Source organism: Achromobacter insolitus (assembly GCF_002209555.1).
In the GTDB taxonomy this organism is placed as follows: Bacteria; Pseudomonadota; Gammaproteobacteria; order Burkholderiales; family Burkholderiaceae_B; genus Achromobacter; species Achromobacter insolitus.
This window is the reverse complement of sequence record NZ_NJIF01000002.1, coordinates 314295-331893: the sequence shown is the minus strand read 5'-3', so window position 1 is coordinate 331893 and position 17599 is coordinate 314295. Positions and strand designations below refer to the sequence as shown.

16 protein-coding genes and 1 pseudogene are annotated in these 17599 nt (G+C 64.4%); 10 read left to right on the top strand and 7 right to left on the bottom strand.

Annotated elements, in window-relative coordinates; translation table 11 throughout:
* The first annotated feature begins 176 nt into the window (after positions 1 to 176).
* Positions 177 to 389, top strand: coding sequence for a DUF1059 domain-containing protein (locus tag CEY08_RS07030; protein ID WP_042795650.1), 213 nt, complete (start codon positions 177 to 179; stop codon positions 387 to 389).
* A 94-nt stretch (positions 390 to 483) separates the two neighbouring features.
* On the opposite strand, the gene CEY08_RS07025 is transcribed toward CEY08_RS07030, so the two are convergent.
* Complete coding sequence (locus CEY08_RS07025; RefSeq protein WP_063961300.1) at positions 484 to 1524, bottom strand: ornithine cyclodeaminase; 1041 nt, start codon at positions 1522 to 1524, stop codon at positions 484 to 486.
* A 124-nt stretch (positions 1525 to 1648) separates the two neighbouring features.
* Here CEY08_RS07025 and CEY08_RS07020 point away from each other — a divergent pair, with 124 nt between their 5' ends.
* The 3 genes from CEY08_RS07020 (at position 1649) to lhpI (ending at position 4310) form a co-directional block, all read left to right on the top strand.
* Positions 1649 to 2074, top strand: a complete 426-nt coding sequence (locus CEY08_RS07020; RefSeq protein ID WP_042795652.1) for an Lrp/AsnC family transcriptional regulator — start codon at positions 1649 to 1651, stop codon at positions 2072 to 2074.
* Between the two features lie 254 nt (positions 2075 to 2328).
* Positions 2329 to 3261, top strand: coding sequence for an N-carbamoyl-D-amino-acid hydrolase (locus tag CEY08_RS07015; protein WP_170946319.1), 933 nt, complete (start codon positions 2329 to 2331; stop codon positions 3259 to 3261).
* 98 nt (positions 3262 to 3359) lie between these two features.
* Positions 3360 to 4310: a bifunctional Delta(1)-pyrroline-2-carboxylate/Delta(1)-piperideine-2-carboxylate reductase gene (gene lhpI, locus CEY08_RS07010; RefSeq protein WP_063639247.1), complete on the top strand. Its 951-nt coding sequence runs from the start codon at positions 3360 to 3362 to the stop codon at positions 4308 to 4310.
* Between the two features lie 34 nt (positions 4311 to 4344).
* Here lhpI and CEY08_RS07005 read toward each other — a convergent pair.
* A pseudogene (locus tag CEY08_RS07005) lies at positions 4345 to 5001 on the bottom strand (hypothetical protein).
* A 180-nt stretch (positions 5002 to 5181) separates the two neighbouring features.
* Between CEY08_RS07005 and dkgB the strand changes: the two are divergent.
* From dkgB to CEY08_RS06980, 6 genes are all read left to right on the top strand, one after another.
* On the top strand, positions 5182 to 5985 hold the full coding sequence (gene dkgB / locus CEY08_RS07000; RefSeq protein ID WP_076817053.1) for a 2,5-didehydrogluconate reductase DkgB: 804 nt from the start codon (positions 5182 to 5184) through the stop codon (positions 5983 to 5985).
* A 395-nt stretch (positions 5986 to 6380) separates the two neighbouring features.
* Positions 6381 to 8384 (top strand): C1 family peptidase, encoded by a 2004-nt coding sequence (locus CEY08_RS06995; RefSeq protein ID WP_076817050.1) that lies wholly within the window; start codon positions 6381 to 6383, stop codon positions 8382 to 8384.
* Between the two features lie 46 nt (positions 8385 to 8430).
* Positions 8431 to 10002, top strand: a complete 1572-nt coding sequence (locus CEY08_RS30130; RefSeq protein WP_076817048.1) for a PAS domain-containing protein — start codon at positions 8431 to 8433, stop codon at positions 10000 to 10002.
* Positions 9999 to 11258, top strand: coding sequence for a hypothetical protein (locus tag CEY08_RS30125; protein WP_076817046.1), 1260 nt, complete (start codon positions 9999 to 10001; stop codon positions 11256 to 11258). Before CEY08_RS30130 ends, CEY08_RS30125 begins: the two co-directional genes overlap by 4 nt.
* Before the next feature lie 12 nt (positions 11259 to 11270).
* Positions 11271 to 12902 carry a CHAT domain-containing protein gene (locus tag CEY08_RS06985; protein WP_042795658.1) on the top strand — a complete coding sequence of 544 codons (1632 nt, stop codon included), beginning with the start codon at positions 11271 to 11273 and terminating at the stop codon, positions 12900 to 12902.
* Between the two features lie 22 nt (positions 12903 to 12924).
* A complete protein-coding gene (locus tag CEY08_RS06980) occupies positions 12925 to 14265 on the top strand; it encodes a hypothetical protein (RefSeq protein ID WP_076817043.1) in 1341 nt (446 codons plus the stop codon).
* A 21-nt stretch (positions 14266 to 14286) separates the two neighbouring features.
* Here CEY08_RS06980 and CEY08_RS06975 read toward each other — a convergent pair whose 3' ends face one another.
* From CEY08_RS06975 to CEY08_RS06955, 5 genes are all read right to left on the bottom strand, one after another.
* Positions 14287 to 14937 (bottom strand): DUF799 domain-containing protein, encoded by a 651-nt coding sequence (locus tag CEY08_RS06975; RefSeq protein ID WP_088607619.1) that lies wholly within the window; start codon positions 14935 to 14937, stop codon positions 14287 to 14289.
* Positions 14934 to 15422, bottom strand: a complete 489-nt coding sequence (locus CEY08_RS06970; RefSeq protein ID WP_063639240.1) for a DUF4810 domain-containing protein — start codon at positions 15420 to 15422, stop codon at positions 14934 to 14936. Before CEY08_RS06970 ends, CEY08_RS06975 begins: the two co-directional genes overlap by 4 nt.
* Before the next feature lie 10 nt (positions 15423 to 15432).
* Complete coding sequence (locus tag CEY08_RS06965; RefSeq protein WP_042795660.1) at positions 15433 to 16110, bottom strand: CsgG/HfaB family protein; 678 nt, start codon at positions 16108 to 16110, stop codon at positions 15433 to 15435.
* Positions 16111 to 16282: 172 nt separating this feature from the next.
* Positions 16283 to 17050: a fused MFS/spermidine synthase gene (locus CEY08_RS06960; RefSeq protein ID WP_076817041.1), complete on the bottom strand. Its 768-nt coding sequence runs from the start codon at positions 17048 to 17050 to the stop codon at positions 16283 to 16285.
* Between the two features lie 108 nt (positions 17051 to 17158).
* Entirely contained in the window at positions 17159 to 17578 is a 420-nt protein-coding gene (locus tag CEY08_RS06955; RefSeq protein ID WP_076817039.1) for a universal stress protein, read from the bottom strand.
* Between the last annotated feature and the right edge of the window lie 21 nt (positions 17579 to 17599).

The window sequence follows — 17599 nt, the reverse complement described above, 5'->3', positions numbered from 1 at the left end:
CAGTGCCTGCGTACTAGTGCGCGCCGCGGCGTGCGATTTGCGCCGCAACCGCCGCGCCAGATCTATACTTTTCAGACCGCCCCCGCCGCTGCGACGCGCCAACGGCCTGGACGTCCCGCGCCGCGCGCCGGATGCTCTTGCGCAGGCACTGACCGCCTGCGCGCAGGGAGACCCTTATGACTCGCAAATACATCGATTGCCGCGAGTACCCCAGCGAGATGAACTGCTCGGTAGCGCTGGCGGCGGATTCCGAAAACGAACTGCTGGAAGCTGCCGTGCAGCACGCCACCACGGTGCACAAGCACGCCGACACGCCCGAGCTGCGCTCGCAACTGAAGTCGCTGTTCCGCGACGGCACGCCTCCGGTTGAAACGCCAAGCCGCGCCTGACGATGGCTGCCGGCGCTTGCGCAGCCGGCATCGGAAAAGCGCCGGCGCGGTCCGCCGCGCCGGCGCCAGCAACCGGAGAAGCGGCGCAGGGACGCTAGACCCGCGCCAGCATGGGTTGCGCCGCGCGCACCACCTCGAAGAGGTTTTTCGGATCCTGCGATTGCGGAGCGACCTCGATACGGGTGCCGACACCGTGGCGACCGGCGGCATCGCGCAGCCAGCGCAGAGCCGAAAAATCCTCCAGCGCGAAGCCCACTGAATCGAAGATCGTCACCTCTTCGGCCCTCTGGCGGCCGGCGGATTGGCCCGTCAGCACGCGCCACAATTCCGTCACGGCGAAGTCCGGCGGCATCTGCTGCAGATCGCCTTCGATGCGCGTCTGCGGTTCGTATTCGACGAATACCGGTCCGGCGCGCAGCACATCCGCGTGCAACTCCGTCTTGCCCGGGCAGTCGCCCCCGACCGCATTGATGTGCATGCCCGGCTCCACCATGTCGGCGGTCAGGATGGTCGCGTAGGTTTTGTCCGCGGTGACGGTCGTGACGATATCCGTGCCCTGGACGGCATCCGCCGCACTGTCGAAGCGCACCACGCGCAAGCCGGGCACTGAAGCCAGATTGCTTTCAAGCTTGCGTGTGGCGCCTGCGTCCACGTCATAGACGTGCAGCGTGTCGATGCCCAGGATGTAATGGAACGCCAGCGCCTGGAACTCGCTTTGCGCGCCGTTGCCGATCAACGCCATCTTGCGCGAGTCTGGCCGCGCCAGTGCGCGGGCCGCCAGTGCGGACGTCACGGCCGTGCGCAAGGCGGTGGTCAGGGTCAGTTCGCTGATCAGCAGCGGCTCGCCCGTGCTGACCTGCGCCAGCGCGCCAAACGCCATCACGGTGGACAGGCCGGCCAGCGGATTGCCGGGATGGCCGTTCACGTACTTGAAGGTGTAGAACTCGCTATCGGCGGTGGGCATCAATTCGATCACCCCGGTCGCCGAGTGGCTGGCGACCCGCGCGCTCTTGTCGAATTCCTGCCATCGAAGAAAGTCCGACAGCAGATAGTCCAGCATGCCGGCAAAGACCTGTTGCGGGCCTTGCAAGGCCACGATCTTCGCCACGTCGGAAGTTGAAAGCAGCGTCGTCAATTTGTTCTCCCCGAGTTATGGAATAGAAATTCTGGGGGATGGGCAAACCAATTAATAGTGACAATAATCCACACAAAACGCTAAGATTCTGCCATTCTGACAGCCGAAATTAGCACTTTTAACAATGGACACGCTCGATCAGAACCTGCTGGGGCTGTTGCGCGCCGATGCCCGCATGTCGGTTGCCACGCTGGCCAAGAAGCTGGATGTCTCGCGCGGCACCATCGACAACCGCATCCGGAAACTGGAAGAGCGGGGCATCATTCTGGGCTACACCGTGCGGCTGCGTCCGGAAGTGGAAACCGAGGACATCGTCGCCTGGATGAGCATCGCCGTCGAAGGCCATGAAACCCGCAAGATCGTAAGCCTGTTGATGGGCGAGCCCAGCGTGGCGGGCCTGCACGACACCAACGGACGCTGGGACCTCCTGGCCGAACTCCGTGTGCCCACGATCGACCAGCTGTCCGAAGTCCTGGACCGCCTGCGCACGCTCAAAGGCATCGCCGCTACCGAAACCAGTATCCATCTCAAGACCTTCAAGGCTCTCTGAGCGCGGGCATACGGGGAAACCCGATATAAAACTTTGCATGGACTCCATGACGCCTCGTTATGCATGGCGCCCGCATGCTGACTGCGTGGCTGGCCGAATGTCCCGCTGAATCATGGCTTTAGCAAAAAAAAGCCAGCTTGGCGCTGCCTGCGGCCCCGGCTCCGTCCGCGGTTCCGGATTTCAGTCCGCGCGTGCATGCTTGCGGCTTCAGCCTGGAGATCCACATCGTGAGTAATGCATACCCCGCCCGCAAGATGGGCCTGGCGGTCGCCCAGATGGGCGCAGTGAACCTTGCCGATTCGCGTGCGGCCGTGGTGCGCCGCCTGGTCGAAATGATGCGCGAAGCCGCCGCGCGCCGCGCGGAGTTCGTCGTCTTTCCCGAGCTGGCGCTCACCACCTTCTTCCCGCGCTACTGGATGGACGACGCCGAAGCCGTGGAGCGCTACTTTGAAAAAAGCATGCCCAACGCAGACGTGCAGCCGCTGTTCGATACCGCGCGCGAACTGGGCATAGGCTTCTACCTGGGTTATGCCGAACTGACACCGGAAGGCCGCCAATTCAACACCGCCATCCTGGTTGACCGCAGCGCCAGGATCATCGGCAAGTACCGCAAGATCCATCTGCCAGGCCATTCGGACCACAAGATCGGCGCACCGTTCCAACACCTGGAGAAAAAGTTCTTCGAAGTCGGCGACCTGGGATTCGGCGTGTGGGAAGCCAATGACGTGAAGATCGGCATGTGCCTGTGCAACGATCGCCGTTGGCCGGAGACCTATCGCGTCATGTCGCTGCAAAGCGCCGAATTGATCGTGCTGGGATACAACACGCCGTCCCTGAACATCCACTGGAACGAACCTGCGCACCTGCGCACCACCACGCACGAGATCGTGCTGCAGGCCAGCGCCTACCAGAATGCGGTCTGGGTCGGCGCCGCGGCAAAGTGCGGCCACGAGGACGACCACCACATGATCGGCAGTTCCATGATCGTCGCGCCGTCGGGCGAGATCGTGGCGCGCTCCAGCGGCGAAGAAGACGAAGTAATCACCGCCCGCATCGATCTGGCCATGGGCCAGGCCTTCCGCGATCACGTGTTCAATTTCGCCAAGCACCGCAACCCGCAGCACTACAAGCTGATCGTCGAGCGGACCGGGGCGGGCGATCCGCTGCCCACGGGGGCCATCGACTAAGACGCATGCCTGTCCGCGGCGGCGCGGGCAGGCGCCGCCTGCGCTGCTAGACTGCCTGCTGGCCCCCAGATCGACCGAACCGCCGCAGGCAAGAACCCATGCGCTTTATCGACACCGAACAGACCCGCAACGCCCTGTCCTTCGACGCCGTCATTCCCGCCCTGCGGGAGGCCTTCCGCGGCAGCGCCACCGTGCCACCCCGGCATGTCCACGCCATCCAGTCCGGCAATGCGCACGGCACCTCGCTGATCATGCCGGCCTGGAGCGACCGCGGCTACTTCGGCGTGAAGATCATCAATATCTTCCCCGAAAACACCCATCAGGGTCTGCCGGGCCTGCACGCCACCTATAACCTGTACAGCGCCACCACCGGCGTGCCCATTGCCCAGGTCGATGGCGACGTCGTCACGGTCTACCGCACGGCGGGCGCGGCTGCGCTGGGCGCGGATTACCTGGCGCGGGCCGATGCCAGTACGCTGCTCATCGTGGGCTCTGGCCGCATCGCCGGCCTGGTGGCGCAAGCCATGCGCGCGGTGCGCCCGATCCGGCGCGTGCTGGTGTGGAACGTGCGCCCGGCCGGCGCCGAAAAGCTGGCCGGCGAACTGCGCACCCTGGGCTTCGACGCCCAAGCCGCCGCCGACCTGGAAAGCGCCGCTCGCCAGGCCGACATCATCAGCTGCGCCACCCTGTCCACGGTGCCCCTGATCCACGGCGCCTGGCTGCGCCCCGGTGTGCACCTGGACCTGATCGGCAGCTTCAAACCCGAAATGCGCGAAACGGACGCGGCCTGCTTCGACGGCACTTCCGTCTACGTGGACACCGGCGAGGCGCCCACCAAATCCGGCGACCTGCTGGCCGCCTTCGAGGCCGGCACGCTCAAGCGCGAGGACATCCGCGGCGACCTGCACCAGCTGGCCGCGGGCCAACTGCCTGGTCGCCGCGACGACCAGGAAATCACCGTATTCAAGGCAGTGGGCAGCGCGCTGGAAGACCTGACGCTGGCCACGCTGGTGTATGAATCGGTGAACGGCACCGGCCCCGCATCGTAGATCGGACGGGCTTGCCGCAAGCGCCTCGTTTGTCCTACGGGTGCCGGTCCTCGCCCAGGCCCAGGCCCATCATCACGCCGCCGCCACCGGCGCCGCCTTCTCCGCCGCCTGCGCCCGATTTCGCGCCGCCTTAGCCCTTGCCGCGCGCCGATGAAGACGGCCGCGCCGGGCCTTGCCGGGGAATATCCAGCGTGGGCGGCACCGGCTCCAGGTCCAGCACCCGGCGGATGAATTCACGCAACGACACCACCAGCTCGGCCGTGTGCACCGGGCGTCCTTCGACCAGGTCGCTCGCCGCCTTGGCTGCCAGGCGAACCTGCTCTTCGGTACCCAGCAGAATGATGTCGGAGAGCGCGGCCTCGGTGGCGTCGCGCATGCGGCGCGCGCGGTCCCCGCTGGGCCGCAGCGGCACGGGCCCACTGCCTTCGGCGGCCGCCGCCTCCTCGCGTTTCAGGTCACGCAGATGCCTGGGATCCACCGCCAGATTGCCGGTGAACGACCCGCCCAGTGTCTTGTACGCCGCGATCAGAGTTCGCAGGCGTTCGTTGATCTGCCGGTTCTCGCGGGCGCGGCGCTGCTGGATGGTCTGCATGACCAGCAGGCGCACACCGACGCCGATCAAGGTAATCAGCGCCAACCCCAGCAACGTGGAGAGCAGGCCCTGCCAGGAAGTGAAATCCAGATTGCGCATGCGACGAACCCCTTTTACTCGAATCCGCGGACCTGCATTTCGTCGAGTGTCGTCTTCATTTTTGCATGTATATCAAAAGTCTTTCATGCATATCGGCCTTTTTCCGCAAGTATCCGACGGGCACACTGCATGCATTCCCGGGCGCCATTGCCCGGACCCATGACCCCAAAGGAGTTTCACATGAGCATCCCCACTTTCGGCGTCGGCACCTTCCGCCTGCAGGGCCAGACCGTCGTCGATTCCGTGCGCAACGCGCTGGACCTGGGCTACCGCGCCATCGACACCGCGCAGATCTACGAAAACGAAGCCGAGGTCGGACAGGCGATCGCCGAATCCGGCGTGCGTCGCGACGACCTGTTCGTCACGACCAAGATCTGGGTCCCCAACTACGCGCACGGCAAGCTCATTCCCAGCCTGAAGGATAGCCTGGCCAAGCTGCGCAGCGACTATGTCGACCTGACCCTGATCCACTGGCCAGCCCCCGGCAACGGCGTTTCCATCGACGAATTCATGACCGCGCTGGCCGAGGCCAAGACGCAGGGGCTGACCCGCCAGATCGGGATTTCCAACTTCCCCATCGCTGAAACCCGCGCCGCCATCGCCGCCGTGGGCCGCGAACAGATCGCCACCAACCAGATCGAACTCAGCCCCTACCTGCAGAACCGCAAGCTCACCGCCTTCCTGCAGGAGCAGGGCATCCAGGTCACGTCATACATGACGCTGGCCTACGGCAAGGTGCTGAAGGATCCGGTCATCGGCCAGATCGCGCAACGCCACGACGTCACGCCTGCGCAGGTCGCGCTGGCCTGGGCCTTGCAACTGGGCTACGCCGTGATTCCGTCCTCGACCAAACGCGAAAACCTGGCCAGCAACCTGCTTGCCCAGGACCTGCGCCTGACGGACGAAGACATGGCGCAAATCGCGGCGTTGGAATGCGACGGCCGCGAAGTCAATCCCCAAGGGCTGGCGGCGGCATGGGACTAAGCCTTCAATAGTGCTCATGCACTATTGCAAGTTCACGGAGTAGTCCTTTCGGATACTAGCGATCTGGTTTAGGCGCGCCTATATATCGCAGCTACGGGCGCAATCATCACTGTCGTCATGTCGTCTTGCCTGGAAAACGCCGCCCGTTTCGAGGATACAAGCAATGGCACGGTGTCCGTTCGCGACTTGGCGACCCCTCTCCGGACCTCCCGGACCGCATCTGGGCGGCCCCCATAAGATCGTCCATCACGCCATGGAAGGCAGCAGCGCCCACGGCGCGATGGCTGCCTTCCGGCAGAACCGCTCCGCCCCGCACTTCATCGTCGACGGGAGCGCCCTCTACCAGCATGTCGATACCGCGGAAGGGTTGAAAGCCCTCCCCATTGGAGTACGCCATGGCTGCAAAGAAGCAAGCAGGGCGTGCCGCCCCGGCACGCAAGACGTCGGCAAAGCGGCCGGCCGCGGCATCGGAGCCCCGGCCGGCTGCGGCGCGCAAAAGCCGCAAGCAGCCCCCCGTACTGCCATTTCGCCGCACGGCCAAGCCGGACGCGTTCGATGGCCGGGACATCCCGTTCCATCCCAACATCTCGGTCACGCCCAAGACCGAAATGATTCCGGCAATGGGATTGACCGTGAAGCATCAGGAAGACACCTCGGCCTGCACCGGCTTCGCCCTGTCCACCGTGGTCGAATACCTGCTGCGCAAATCGGAGCGCGAACCGCGCCCGGCCATCTCGCCATTCATGCTGTACTCCATGGCCAGGCGCTACGACGAGTTTCCCGGATCCGTCGATGACAACGGATCCAGCCTGCGCGGTGCGCTCAAGGGCTGGTTCAAGCATGGCGCATGCGCCCAGGAACTGTTTCCGACCCTGACCATGCCGGCGGCAGCCAACGACACTGCCGACGACTGGTGGCTGGATGCCGTCAAACGCCCGCTGGGAGCCTACTACCGCATCGACACGCGCAACATCGTCGAAATGCACGCGGCGCTCAACGAGGTCGGCATCCTCTATGCCAGCGCGGGCTGCCACACCGGCTGGGACGAGGGCCACGGCGTCACCCCGCTGAAGGCGCCGTCCACACCTGGCGCCCAGCCCTTCTGGATCATTCCACCCGACAAACAGGACACCGCAACGGACGGCCATGCCTTCGTCATCGTCGGCTACACCCAGGACGGTTTCCTGATCCAGAATTCCTGGGGCGAGGAATGGGGCACCCACGGCATGGCGGTGCTGACCTATGACGACTGGATGCGCAACGCCATGGATTGCTGGGTGGTCCAGCTGGGCGTGGTCACGCATGAGCACACCAAGATCTCGAACAGCATCACGCTGCGCACCGAGGGAAAAAGAGTCACCCTGGCCGCGGGAACAGTGCTGCGCAACCGCGAGATCTCTCCCTTCATCGTCAATGTGGGCAACAACGGCAAGCTCAGCAACAGCGGCGCGTTCCGGACCACGCCCGATGATCTGCGCGCCATCGTGGACGTGCACATGCAAGCCGCGCGCGAGAAGTGGGGCCTGAAAGACAAACCCATGGACGTATGCGTCTATGCGCACGGTGGACTGGTCGGCGAAGAGGACGCGGCAGAGGCCGCCGCCGAATGGATACCGCTGCTCTATGAAAAGCAGATATTCCCGGTCTTCCTGATGTGGGAGACGGATTTCATCACCACGGTGAAGAACATCATCCAGGATGCCGCCCACAGTGTTCCGCGCACCACCGGCGGCCTGGGCGAGCGGCTGGAGCGCTGGTGGAACCAGCGCCTGGAACGCTGGCTGGCGCGGCCCGGCACGGTGATCTGGGGAGAAATGAAGCAGAACGCCCAGGCCATGAGCGAGCCCGCCCCCAAGGGCATGGCGCAGGAAGAGGCGGCCATGATCATGCTGTACAAGCATTTCAAGGCGCACGTCAGCCAGGGACACGTGCGCTTGCACATCGTCGCCCATTCGGCGGGCGCCATCGTCGCCAGCCACTTCGTGCACCGGCTGGCGGCCGATGGCGGCGAACTGGAATCGCTCAACCTGATGGCGCCGGCAGTCACCTTGGAGACCTTCCGCAGACTGGTCGTTCCAAACCTGAAGACCCGGGTAAAGCGCTATCAGCAATTCCATCTGTCCGACCGGGCCGAGGAAGACGATCCCACCTGCGGCCCGTACCGCCGTTCGTTGCTATACCTGGTGAGCGAGTCCTTCGAAGGGGGCACCACCACGCCGCTGCTGGGGATGGAGCGGTATTTCCGCGACGCCGGTCTTCCTTGCGATGCCGTGCACGTCTCGCCCGCTGGCAGTGCGTTGCCCGGATCCGCCAGCCCGCCAGTGGCCGCCAGCACGCACGGCGGCTTCGACAACGACAAAGGCACCCAGCAGCAGATCATTGCGTTCATCAAGCGTTGAGCCGGCAGCCGCGCCATGCACGGCGGCAGGCAGGGAGGGCTTCGATATGTTTGAGATTCCGCAGGCACAAACAGACCTGGAGAATGGCAAGCAAGTGCGCGTGCCGACGTCCGGTTCAATTCCGGGTGACCCGGCAGAAATGCTGCAGTTGATGTCTCGAGCGGGCGTGCCATGCCTTCTGCTGGACCGGGGCGGAGAAATTCTCGGCGTCAGCGATACCCTCGCCCCCAGCGCCCAGGAGTTTCGCGGCCGCAGCGCCTCCGAGGCCTACGGCCTGGGCGAGCCGCTGACGATGGGCCGCGGCGCGGTGGGTGGCATCTACCAGGCCAGGGACGGCGCGCCCGTGCCGGCACAACTGGTGCCATTGTGCGAAATGGAAAACGGCGAACTCGTTGTGCTGGTCAACGACGGCACGCCTTTCAGGAAAGCGGAGTCACGCCGATTCGAACGCACGCCCTATGCCGTCTTCCGACTGGATCTTGAAGGCGTGGTGCGGTTCGCCAACCGCGAAGCGGCGCGCGCATTGGGCCAGAAACTCGATGAAGTTTGCGGCGAGCCGCTGGCCCGCCATTTCCGCAAGAGCGATGCGCCCCGCATCGCCGATGCCATCCGGTGCTGCGCCCGCAACCAGGAAGGCGATTCCATGGTGGCCGTGATCGTCGCCATGCCAGGCCTGGGCGGCGAAGAAAGGCTATTCCAGCTGGTGATGACGCCAGATCCCGCACCCAATGGCGAATTGCTGGGCGTGATTGCCATCATCCAGTCGCGGGCGTTGGAATCAGCCCGCGAAGAAATCCGGCGCATCGCGCTGGACCCCGCCATCGCTGGCTGGCGTGCAAAACTCGATGCCATCCTCGAGCAGATCCGCCCGCTGGTGCCATTCGAGCATGCCGTGTTCGGCATCTACGATCGACAGGTGTCGCTGTTCCGCGCCATCGCGGTACGCCCGGAAGGGGTGGAACTGTGGCCGGCGCGCTGGATGAAACTGCCGCCCACGATCCGATCCTTCCTGGATTCCGGACAGACCTGGATCGAGGACATGAACCGCTTCGTCAGCGACCAGGAATTTGATCCCGCAAACGAGGTGGTGCGTCGCTACCGCGACATGGGCATGCAGGCCAGCGTGACCCTGCCCATCACCCGTCAGGGCGGCTACAGTTCGGCGCTGAGCCTGTGTTCGCGCCAGGCGGCGCAATATGGCCAGCACCACCTGGAAATACTGCGCGCCCTGGACCTGGAGCCGGTGCTGATGCGCTTCGAGAAGGAGCGCGATGACGAGCGCGCCGCGTTCGCGGAATCATTGCGGCAGACGATCATGACGGCCGCTTCCTTGCGCAAGGCCGCGGAGGACATCGTGCCCAGACTGGCGCAGTTCTTCTCCTGGGATTACGTGGCGCTTTTCCGGGTGAACCGCAAGGAAAGCCGCTACGAGATCGTGACACAACACAGCCTGGCGCCGGAGTTCGCCCTGCCTGCAGGCTACCTGCAACCCATCGAACGCGGCATGCTCGGCCAGACATTGCGGCAACGGCAACTGCTGTCCCTGGACGATGTGGGTGATCCCGCGGTCCCAGGAATGACTACACCGGGCCGCCCCGGCCGCTACGTTCGGCCATGACGGTGCCGATCCGCCTTAACGGCAGGATCCGCTGGCTGCTGGACGTGGAGTCTTCCGTGTCGCATGCGTTCAAAGGTCCCGACGCCGACGATCTCCTGGAAATCATCGCATCGTTGGAAGAGGGACTGGATCAGCATCTGCTCAGGCAGACCAAGCAGAGCCTGATGGCCGAAACCGAACAGGCCGTCGTGTTCGTGGGCCGCGAAGGCTCCATCATCGAAATGAACCGCGTCGCGGCCGACATGCTGGGCGCCGAACCCGGCCGCTGCCTCGAAGGCGAAACGCCGGTGTCTATCACAGCGTTCGCGCTGCCTGACGACGCGGCGGCGCACGCGCTGCTGACTTCGGAAACCGCTGTGCGGCGGGAACGCATCGAGCTGCGTGGCGTGGGCGGACAACCCCGTTCAGTGCTGGCCACCCGGACGGACCTGGATCCCAGCCTGGACATGGCGATCTGGTTCTTCACCGACATCGCGGACATGAAATGGGCGCGCGATATGCGCTTCCTGCGCGAAACCGTGGCCGAGATCGCCGACCAGACCCGGACGTCGCTGGCGCTGGCCTGCAGCCTGACCACGCAGACGGCGCTGCTGCACGAGGATGCCGCGCGTGGCGAACAGCCCGAGGCCATCGTTACCCGGGCCCACGCGCTCAGCCAACGCATCGTGGCGGAGATCGGCAAGGCGGACATTACGTTCGAGCGGCTGGCCAGCGCCAGCGAGGCGCGCCGCCAGGCCCCTCCCGAGCATGCCCGCCTGGCATTGCAGGAACTGCTGACGCGGGTCATCGCGGCGTTCCCGCAACGGGATCAGGACCGCATCGCGTCCTTGGGTCAGGCTCGCGCCGGCGGCGGTCCCATGGTGCATGCCGATAGCGAGGCGCTGTCCACCGCATTCCGATCCATTCTTGCCTATCTGCTGCGATGCCGCTCCGACGAGGCTCGCGTGGAAATCGTCATCAGCGATGATCCCGACGGATGCTCGGTACGCCTCGGCCTGAGCGCCGAACAACATTGGGACACAGAGCAGCGCGCGTACGCGGTGCCCGACGACGCCTTGCTGAACGCGGAGCGCGCGGCACACGACGGCGCCGGCCTGGCCATCGAGCAGATCGTGCGCACCATGCAGGCCCATGGCGGCACATTGGCCACGGAGCCTTCGCTGGCGGAATCCTCCGCGGCTCCCTCCGAGGCATACGAATCGGTCCTGCCGCCATGGCGCTCGTTCACCATGCGCTTTCCTTCCCGTTCGGGGTAAAGGAGACATACGATGGAACAGGCAGCACAGAACAGCAACTGGATCCTGCTTGCGGGTGGAGACGATTCCGACGAGGAATGCTGGGCCGACCGTATTCAACAATTGCGCCGGCACGAGCAGAAGCTCCCGCGGATCAAACCTTTCGTCAGCGCCCCGTTCCGGCACGTCTTTGATGTAGAGAACGCGCGACAGGAAATCGAGCGGTATGGAACCCCGCCGGGTCTGATCATCGTGGACGCCAAGCCGCCCCCGACCCCCGGAAAGAAAAAGAGCGGCGCGGCGGTCGTCGAGCTCCTGAACTGGTTGGCCGAGCACGCTCCCGTGCCCGTGCTGGTCGTGACGGAGAATCCATCCGAGGCTGTACAACGCTGTGTGCTGGAACGGCCCGAGCGCCTCATGTGGAGCAACGAGATCGGAAAAAAGCGCGACGGCGGCGCAGACCTCGCCCTGGTGCTGGACAGCGTGGCTGCGGCGACCCAACGCCGCCGCCTCGTCATAGAAGTCGCCGAAAAAGCAGTCCGATACCGGATCCAGTTTGGCCCACATGAATTCAAGTCGCCGGAAATGCCCTACAAGCGGCAATCCGACATCGAATCGTTGCTGATACGCGTGGCCAAATTCTCGCCTTATCTCGACAATCAGAAGGTGGCCGATTGGCTGGAGTCGCTCAGCGAAATGGGCAGGCAGGCGTTCGACGTCATGGTGGCTGAAACGGTTGGCCCGCCTATCGCGACGCTGATCCAGCGCGCACGCGACCAGGACGGCGTCTTGCCCGGCGACGGCTTGGCCTGGATGGACTTGCGATTCGATTTCAACGTATCGGACCGCCAGAGCGCGGCCTTCTTCAGCCTGCCGTTCGAGTTGAGCTGCAACACCAACCTCACTGCCAGCGACCGGCGCTACCTGTGCCAGCGGATTCCCATGGCCAGGCGCCTGCACATAGATGGCATGGACTCCGCCAGCGATTGGAGCCAGCCGGAGCCGCGCCCGGCGGCTCCCCTGCGCCTGCTGTTCATCGGCGCAAACTTCAGCGGCACGATTTCATTCCAGCCCGAAGACGGCAACGACGACATGCCGAACGTCACGCTGCCGCCCCTGGAATCCGTCGCCGATGAACTCGCGAATCTGCAAACCCTGGCCAAGCGCCTGGACGGGCGGCTGGTGGTCGAGGACGTCCCGCCGCTGACTGGCTACGCGCTGCAAGACTACCTGGAAGACAAGGTTACGGGCGGCGGCTATGACATCCTGCATTTCTCGGGCCATTCCCATTCGATCCGCGACAGCACCATGCTGGTGTTGCCAGGGGAGGAAGAGGGCGAAGGCCTGCAATTGTCGATACGTCTGGTCGGCCGCTGGATGAAGGCCGGCAACTGCAAACTGCTGGTGCTTTCCTCATGCAGCGGCGCATCGGTGCGAACCGCGCTGGAAGTCATGCGGGCCGGCGCCATGGGCGTGCTGGCCTTCCGCTGGCAAGTCGAGGAAAAAACCTGCGCCCGCTTCATCAGGCGCTTCTATGCGGCCTACTTCGACGCCTCCAACACCCAGGGATTCGCGGAAGCTTACCGGCGCGCCTGCGCCGGCTCGCACGATGAGTCAAGGGGATCTCCCACCTGGGCTTCCGCACTGGCAGTCGTGCGTGACTGACTGCGACCAAGGATCGGACACCATGGCTTCATTATTCGGCATGCTGCGCAAGATTGGAGATCTGGGCACCTCCACGGATGGCGTGGGCGCATTGATGGCGACGGTGCCCGCAGGGCGCAACTACTACGCCGAGATCGATCCGCCGCCCGCCGGCGCGGCCCCGGTCGTGCGCGGGCTCAACGGCGAAGCCTTCGTCCCCGGGCAGTGCTATTTCAGCGTGCGCGTGGTCGAAATGCGCCTGACCGATGCGGGCAACTACATCGCGGCCTTCCTGCCCCTGTGCGCCTTCTTCTTGCGCTATACCGAGGCGGGCACGCAGCGCGAGATTCCGTATGTCGTGGGCTATGACGCAATCCAGCAGGCGATGGGAGCGGCGGCACCCCAATCAGGCGGGGGCAGGGTGATGTTCCGCGACGTTTATATCGCGCGCAACGTACCCTACAACAGCGACGGCCTGGAAATGTTTGCGGCGCTTTGCCGCTTCAGTGACAGCAGCCTCACTCGCGGCATACTCGACTTCGTCGCAACTACCGTCAGCATGTTCGGCGGCGCGGTGGGCGGCGCCGTCGTCAAGGCAGGCGAAGGCCTGCTCAAGCCCCTGAGCAAGCTCTTCGGCACCGATGGCGTCAGCATCCGTTTTGGCATCTTCGACGGCGCGGCGCTACGGCGCAGCGGCTATCGCGTGCTGGCCGGCGCCGACTCTCAGGACAAGCTGCAGGGCCTGCAGCTGGTGGACGGCGTACTGCACCGCCAGAATGGCAGCGGCGCCCTGGAGCCCGTAAACGACGTGGATTACCTGGTGCTGGCTTTCGAGCAACGCCCCACATTGGGAGAGGACATGTTCAGCGCCGCCGCGGCACTGCCATTCCACCGCAAATGGACCGAGACGACCACCGCGCTGCTGAGCGACAACGCCGTGGCCGCGCGCGCCGCATTCCAGTCCCTGGCCGTAGATATCGCGGGTTCGCCTTTGCTGATCGAACGCGACCGCTTCGCGTTGCTGGCGGCCTATTCAAGCGAAAGGGAAAAATGGAAGGCCAGGAAAAAGTCCCTGAAGTCAGCCGGCGCCAATAGCAAGGGTCCGGACCTGATGTCCGCCATCGCGGACCGCATCAAAGCCGCTGCCGGCACAAACAACCCGGCCGCGGAACCACTGGAAGCCGCAAAGCGGCTCCTGGCGAAAGCGGCGGGCACGGGCATAGGCAAACCCGTGCCGCAATCCGACGCATCGCTGACCCAGGCATTCTCGTCGCTGATCGACTCGCTGGAGCCCGCCGGGAAAGGCAAGGCTCCAGCCGCGCCCACAGCCTTGTCCGGCGCATCGCGGGAGATGCTGTCGGCGATCCTGCGGGAGACGTCGTAGCGGCCGCCAGCCGGGGCCGGCTTACTGCGTGTCGTACCGTGGCGAACGCGGCCCGTACAACATGCCGCCAGGCTGTCCAGCGCTGAGCAGCAAATTGTTTGTCATGCCTGCCACGCCGTAGCTGCGGTCGGAGAGCGTATTGACGACCTGATCCACCACCGCCTGGATCAGCATGCCAAGCAAGCCGCCGCTGCTGCTGCTGGCCTGTACCACCTGCTTGCTGCCGCTCCACAATTTGGCGCCGTTGCGCAGGTCAATCAGTTCGGCGTCCACCGCCACCGTCACCGAGCTGGACACCACGGCGTAGGTCGATCCGTACTGCTTTACGGTCATGTAAAGCGCGGCGTCCGCCCCGAAGATGTCGCGCAGCTTGGCCGCCGGCAGCTCCTGGATCTCGTCTGCGGAACTCAAGCCGTTCTGCTTGAAGGTCTCGTCCATCACAGCCACGGGCACGACGTAATAGCCGGATTCAGCCAGCGGCAGCGTGGCCTGGGACAGCACGGCCGCGGTAGCGGCCACGTCCACCGACGTGTTCACGGGCGGCAAGACCAGGATGGACGCCGGCTTGCTTTCCCGGAAAGCGGTGTAGTCGACATTCTGCTGCGGGACTGCGCAGCCTGCCAACAGCGCGACGGCCGCCAGCATGCCCATTCGAAATAAGCTGGACATCATGATCCTTTCTTCGACGTGAGAGTTTCCGTGGGAGCCGCGGGCTGCGCGGCAGGCGCCTGGGCGGCGGGCGCAGCGCTCAGTTGCTGCCCGGCCGGCGGCTTGCCAGCATTGCGCATCAGGAAATCCATGAACGGCGCCGATTCGGGGAAAGCCACCTTCTCGCCTTGCAATTGCTCCAAGGCCTTGTCGCCGTCGCCTATCTTCAGGTACAGCATGCCCAGATGCGCACGAAAGCCTGGAGGAAGCTCCGTGCTGGCGGCACGCGCGGTTTCGACGTTCTTCTCCAGCGCCTGGGCTTGCACCGCATAGTCCGCGCCATCGTCCTTCAAATACGCGTAGACGGACGGCTGGTAGGCCTGCCAGCTATACATGGGCTTGGGCTGCTGCACGCACGCGCCCAGCAGCCCCGCGCTGGCGCCGATCACCAGGCAGCGGAAAACACGCGCGGGAATGCGCCCGGAACGCCGGGTCCGAGAATTCGACATGACGCTCTCCTCAATTGGCCGACGGTTGCCAGGCGCCTTGCTCGATACCGTCGACCAGGCGGTCGACGGCTTCCCGGATGGCCAGGTCCAGGACCTTGCCATTGAGCGTGGAGTCATAGCCGGCGGTGCCGCCAAAGCCGACGACCTCCCGGTTGGACAAGGCGTATTCGCCAGCGCCCGACGCCGAATAGACCACCTCGGATGTCACGACGTCGACCACGTTCAGATCGACCTTGGCGTAGGCCACCTGCTCTTTGCTGCGACCCAGGATGCCGAAGAGCTGCTGGTCCCCCGTGACCTTGCGACCGAAGGCCGTCACGTCGCCGGTAACCACGTAACGCGCGCCTTTGATCTGGCTTGCCTTCTTGTTGAAGCCCGCCTCTTGTGCAATTTCCGAAAGGTTCTCGCGGTCCATCACCTGGAACCGGCCACTGCGCTGCAGGTGGCTGACCACAATGGTCTTGGCCTGGCCGCCCAGGCGATCCACGCCATCGGAGAACACGCCGCGCAGATAGTTCGTCCGGTTGTCGAACTTGCCTACCGAAATTGGGCTGCGCACCCCCTGGTAGGGTTTGCTTGCCGCCGCCACGGCGGGCACGGCCAAGGCCTGCGAACGCTCTGTGGCGCAGCCCGCCACAACCGCCGAAAGAATGGCCAATGCCCCGATTCTCACTACTTTGTTCAACATTGCTCTCTCCAGCCGGCTCCGCTTGCAAAGCGCAAGACGGCATCCCTCTCTATTTGATCGAGCCTGGATTATAAATAAATGAACAATTTAGATACGAATTGAAATATAGGGGATTGGTCCTCTTTTTCTGCTCTTTCTGTCGGCGCGAAGCCGGCCGGGGCGCCAACGCCGCTTATCGAAGTACCAGCGTCGCCCCGATCACCCGCAAGGTCGGCATCAATTGTCGCCACGCATCCTTGGGAATGGCGGCCGGCCGCGTGAGGGCCGTGGCCGCCGGGTCGTCCAGCAGATCGCCCTTGCATGCGAAGACGATGCTGTTGGTCATGTCATCGTCCACCACTTCGAACATCGACGGTCCGAACGACGCGCGCACCCGGTCCATGTATTCGTGATGGTCCGGGTGGTTCAAGTGGAAGTTGATGACCAGCATGCCATTCTCCCGCAGGGCGCGGAAGCAGTCGGCGTAGAACTCGGCGGAACAAAGGGGCTCGGGAATTCCGCCTACGCCGTACCCATCCAGGAAGATAACGTCGGCATGCTCCTCGACATCCCGAAGATATCGGGCGGCATCGGCCTGGATCACCTGGAACCGCTCGCCGTCCGGCGGGACCATGAACGCCTCCCGCAAGGCGATGACGTCCGGATCGATCTCGATCACCTCGACTTCGGTGCGCGTCAGGTAGCGATGGCAGAATTTCGGCAGCGATCCGCCGCCCAGGCCGACCATCAGAATGCGGGCGGGTTCGGGATTGAACAGCACGAAACCCATCATCATCCGCGTGTACTCGAGGTCGAGCGCATCGGGGCTGAGCAGGGACATACTGCTCTGGATCTCCTTCTCGGTGAAATGCAGGGTCCGCTTCGTGCCGGAATCCAGGAAGAAGGGCTTGGGGCTGCCGGGCGGCGGCGGTGGAGCGGCGGGGATACGGACGTCGGACATGGGGTGTAGCGGATTACCAAGGAATCCGAAGAAGATAACACCCGCCGCATCGCGAGGCCGGATCCCCCCACGCCAAAGCCCCGCCGGGGCGGCCGCGTGCGCGCCGTTCTATATCAGCAGCACGGGGCAGGGGGCATTCTGCACGATCCGCCCGCATGTGGACCTCAGCACGGCGTCTAGGAGTTGGCTGCGGTGGTGCGAACCCATCACGATCACGGCTGCGTTCACCTTGGCCGCATACTCGACGATTTTTTCCGCCGCATGACCGGTGAGTTCGTGGCATTCGAACGCCACGTTGCCCGCGGCCAGAATGCCGACCGCCGACCTCATCGCCTTGTCGCTTTCCTCGTGATGCCAGGCGTCGATGTCTGCCTGCCCGATGAAGGTCTTGACGTCGCCGGTCACGTCGGGCTCGCAATGCAATATGTGCACCGTGAAATCCCGATTCAGCAACGGGCCCTCCACCAGATAGCGCGCAGCAGCGTCGCTGTGGCTGGACCCATCGGTGGCAAGAATGATCGTGTTCATGACAGATCTCCGGTTCGTGGA

Coding starts and splice junctions, on each gene's coding strand:
- CEY08_RS07030 (WP_042795650.1), top strand. CDS start 177: ATGACTCGCAAATACATCGATTGCCGCGAGTACCCCAGCGAGATGAAC.
- CEY08_RS07020 (WP_042795652.1), top strand. CDS start 1,649: ATGGACACGCTCGATCAGAACCTGCTGGGGCTGTTGCGCGCCGATGCC.
- CEY08_RS07015 (WP_170946319.1), top strand. CDS start 2,329: ATGGGCCTGGCGGTCGCCCAGATGGGCGCAGTGAACCTTGCCGATTCG.
- lhpI (WP_063639247.1), top strand. CDS start 3,360: ATGCGCTTTATCGACACCGAACAGACCCGCAACGCCCTGTCCTTCGAC.
- dkgB (WP_076817053.1), top strand. CDS start 5,182: ATGAGCATCCCCACTTTCGGCGTCGGCACCTTCCGCCTGCAGGGCCAG.
- CEY08_RS06995 (WP_076817050.1), top strand. CDS start 6,381: ATGGCTGCAAAGAAGCAAGCAGGGCGTGCCGCCCCGGCACGCAAGACG.
- CEY08_RS30130 (WP_076817048.1), top strand. CDS start 8,431: ATGTTTGAGATTCCGCAGGCACAAACAGACCTGGAGAATGGCAAGCAA.
- CEY08_RS30125 (WP_076817046.1), top strand. CDS start 9,999: ATGACGGTGCCGATCCGCCTTAACGGCAGGATCCGCTGGCTGCTGGAC.
- CEY08_RS06985 (WP_042795658.1), top strand. CDS start 11,271: ATGGAACAGGCAGCACAGAACAGCAACTGGATCCTGCTTGCGGGTGGA.
- CEY08_RS06980 (WP_076817043.1), top strand. CDS start 12,925: ATGGCTTCATTATTCGGCATGCTGCGCAAGATTGGAGATCTGGGCACC.
- CEY08_RS06975 (WP_088607619.1), bottom strand. CDS start 14,937: ATGATGTCCAGCTTATTTCGAATGGGCATGCTGGCGGCCGTCGCGCTG.
- CEY08_RS06970 (WP_063639240.1), bottom strand. CDS start 15,422: ATGTCGAATTCTCGGACCCGGCGTTCCGGGCGCATTCCCGCGCGTGTT.
- CEY08_RS06965 (WP_042795660.1), bottom strand. CDS start 16,110: ATGTTGAACAAAGTAGTGAGAATCGGGGCATTGGCCATTCTTTCGGCG.
- CEY08_RS06960 (WP_076817041.1), bottom strand. CDS start 17,050: ATGTCCGACGTCCGTATCCCCGCCGCTCCACCGCCGCCGCCCGGCAGC.
- CEY08_RS06955 (WP_076817039.1), bottom strand. CDS start 17,578: ATGAACACGATCATTCTTGCCACCGATGGGTCCAGCCACAGCGACGCT.